Below are 3,399 nucleotides of genomic sequence, written 5' to 3' on the forward strand. Positions count from 1 at the left end.
GAGGTGCTTCGGCACAACGGCCTCGCCCGGCTCGAGCAGGGCCGGGAGAATGTCCCCGCCGCCGTAGCCGGGAAGGCGACCACCGCTGCGGAGCTGGATCATGCCGGCCTCGGGGAGTTCGTCCACTCCGGGGAGAAGTTTGGCGACGAAGTTGAACGCCTTCCTGATTCCGTTGTTGTAGACGGTGCCGATGACGAAGTTGACTGGCACGCCGGCGGCCTTCTTGATCCCCTCCCAGATCGTCTTGATGCCGTCGACGGTCGTCTGGAAGGCCGTCTTGATGGCACCCAGCGCCGTGTCGAATCCGCCCTTGACCGTGTTCATGACGGTCTCGGCGGTGGTCTTGATGCCGTTGACCGCCGTGGTGAAGATCAGTTTGATCCCGTCCCACACGGTGGAGGTGACAGTGCGGATGGCGTCCCAGGCGCCGGTGATGACGGCGCGGATGATGTCGACGGCCGTGCGGAAGGCGGTGGACAGGACGAGCCACCAGAGCTGGAAGTACAGCTTGATCCCGTCCCAGACCAGGGACGTCACGAACTTGATCGCATCCCAGGCGCCGGACACGACGGCCTTGACAACGTCGATGGCGGTGGTGAAAACGGTGGAGATGACCAGCCACCACGTCTGGAAGTAGAACTTGATCGCGTCCCAGACGAACGACGTCACAGTCTTGATGACGTTCCAGGCGGTGGACACCGCGTCCTTGATGCCGTTCACGACCGCGGAGCCGACTGAGTACATGACGTTCCACGCGCCGATGAAGAAATCCTTCACCACGCCGAGCACGCTCATGACGACGTCGCGGATCGTGGTGAACACGGCGTTGACGATGTTGCGGAACGTCTCGCTGTGCTTGTAGGCGTAGATGAAGCCGGCGACCAGGGCGGCGATCGCGATGAGGGCGACACCGAGCGGGTTCGCGGCCATCGTCGCCCGGAGGGCGAGCATCCCGCCTCGTACCGCCGCTATGGCGCCCCGGAACCCGACCATGACCGCCTGCGTCAGGAGCGTTCGGGTCCGCCAGATCCACTGGGCTGTTTCCACGGCGGCGACGGCGCCCTTGTAGGCGTAGAAGGCCGCCACGCCGGCGCCTACGGCCACGGCGAGGCTCTTGATGAGGGTCTGGTTGTCGCGGATGAATCCGGTCAGGCCGGTGAGGGCGGGGCCGAGCTGGTTGGAGATGACGGACCAGATCGCGTTGAACTGGACAACCAGGACGTCGCGGACGATCTCGGCGACGGGTTGGATGTCATCCCAGAGCCCTTGGAAGATCACGCCGAGGTCTTGGAGGGCAGGCCATGCGCTGTTGGTCGCGAAGTCGGCGATGGCCTGTACGCCCGGTTGGATCGACTCGCCGAAGTCCCGGATCTTGGGTAGGAGGTCGGAGACGACCCCACCGACGGTCTCTTTGAGGTTGCCGAACGCCGGGCCTACCGCCTCGCCCACCTTCGACAGGCCAGCGGTGAGCGGCGGGAGGACGGTGGCGGCGATGTTCCCCAGGCCGCCGAGGAACTGCCGTTTGATCGACTCGACGGAGCGTGAGGCGGATCCCTCCATCGCCTGCATCGACTTGTCCATCGACCCGGCGAGGCTGTCGATCCCACCCGCGGCGGCTATCGCTGCCGGATTCATGGCGGTCAGGGCGGCACCCATGACGGCGCCCGGATCGCCGAACAGGGCAGTCTGTGCGTTCAGGCGGACCTGCTGGTCGCCGGTGTTGCGTAGGGCGTTCAGCGTGGTCTGGAGGGCGCTCGCGGCGGCCGGGCCACCCCGTCCGATCTTCGCGGCCATGTCGTCGGCGTTGACCCCGATGGACGCGAAGGCGTCCCTGACGGCGGTACTCCCGCCGAGCGCGAGCTCGCCGAACTGGCCGAGGGCGTCCGCGACCTGGTCGCTGTCGCGGGCGCCGGCCTGCATCGCCTGTGTGATCAGCCCGGAAGCGGTCGCCCCGTCGATACCGACCCGGCGGAACTGGGTGGAGTACTCGTTCAGGGTGGCGAGGAAGTCGCCGGCCTTGTCGTTCCCGTTCTGGAATCCGGAGGCGATGATGTCGAACGCCTCATCAGCCGACCGGGCCATTCCGGTATTGAGCATCTGACCGACGGCGGCGGTGACCTCGCCGATATCCGAGCCCCAGATGTCCGCTACCGCGGTCGCTTTCTCGGCGGTGTCGCGGAGCCACTGCTCGTTGCCTTCGCCGATGTTGGTGTAGACGCCCCGGACCGCCTCGGAAACGCTCTCCATCGAGTCGCCCCAGGCGTCGCCGTAGATCTTGGCGGTAACCCGGGATGCGGAGGCGGCGGCCTTGGCGTCGAGGCCGAGCTGGGCGGCGAGCTTGGCGCCGCCGGCCTGGGCCTCCATGGCCTGGTTGAGGCCGACGGCGAACGCGGTCCCCGCGGCCACGCCCACGCCGGCGAACGCGGTCTTCGCACCGCCGCCGATCTTCCCGAACGCGGACTTCCACCCGGACTCGGTGCGTTCGGCGGCCTGCTCGCCTTCCCTGCCGGCCTCCTCGAGTTGTCCGGCGAGCTGGGCGGCGTCCCCTGCTGCGGCGCGGGCGGCGTCTCCGATCCCACCGACGTCGCCGGCGGCCTGCCGGGCGGTGCGGGTCGTGTCGGCGAACTGCTCGTTGAGCCGCATCGCCTCGCCCACGGAGGCGCGGATCTGCCGGGTCATCTCCTCGCCGACCCGGCCGAACCCCTCGATCTTGGGGACGATCCGGACGTACGCGGAGCCGAGAAGGTTGGTGGCCATGGCTACGCGGCTTCCTGCTGCTGGGCGTGGGCGCTGACCGCGAGGGCCCGCGTGGGGCCGAAGGTGACCAGGTCCGCGGTGTCGGGGGGCTTGGTAGCCAGCACGCCGGCGGTGGCCGCGCGGACGAACCGGTCGGCGCGGACCCGGCCGCGGATGGCGGCCATGATCGGGGCGAGGCGGATCTCGGCGACCCGGATGGATCCGTCGTAGCTGACGACCCTGTGCTCGTCGGCGGCGGCGAACAGGTCCGCGACGGTGAGCCGGTAGAAGCCGATGAGAATGTCGAGTTCGTCGCCGAGCCGGTCGCCGCCCCGCGTCCACGTCCAGCACTCCACCGGCGGCGCGTCGCCGACCGTGGGGAAGGTGACCTCGAGTCGGCAGCCGGACCGGGAGTGCGCGCGGATGCGGCTGAGCTGGCCGAGGTGGGACCGTGTCGGCGTCACCTCGAGGCCGACGGCGAGAACGGGCTGTGCGGACATGGGGGCCTCTCGGGGGCGGCTGGTGAGGTCGACAGCCCGGCCGCACCGGCGACCGTCAACGCCGGTGCGGCTGGGCTGTCTCCCGCCTCGCGCCACCACAGACGAGGCGGGGCGCACCGCCACCAGTGCGCGTCAGGGGGCCGAGCGTCGACCGCTCGGCTAG

2 protein-coding genes are annotated in these 3,399 nt (G+C 69.1%); both read right to left on the reverse strand.

Annotation, left to right across the window (positions count from 1 at the left end; genetic code table 11):
• Positions 1 to 2,757 (reverse strand): phage tail tape measure protein (locus tag AC559T_RS09340; RefSeq protein WP_498868473.1); only part of this gene is annotated, 2,757 nt, incomplete at its 3' end.
• A 2-nt stretch (positions 2,758 to 2,759) separates the two neighbouring features.
• A complete protein-coding gene (locus AC559T_RS09345) occupies positions 2,760 to 3,236 on the reverse strand; it encodes a hypothetical protein (RefSeq protein ID WP_498868474.1) in 477 nt (158 codons plus the stop codon).
• Between the last annotated feature and the right edge of the window lie 163 nt (positions 3,237 to 3,399).

The sequence above is a fragment of the Frankia sp. Hr75.2 genome (assembly GCF_949319125.1).
Classification (GTDB): domain Bacteria; phylum Actinomycetota; class Actinomycetes; order Frankiales; family Frankiaceae; genus Parafrankia; species Parafrankia soli.

Coding starts and splice junctions, on each gene's coding strand:
- AC559T_RS09345 (WP_498868474.1), bottom strand. CDS start 3,236: ATGTCCGCACAGCCCGTTCTCGCCGTCGGCCTCGAGGTGACGCCGACA.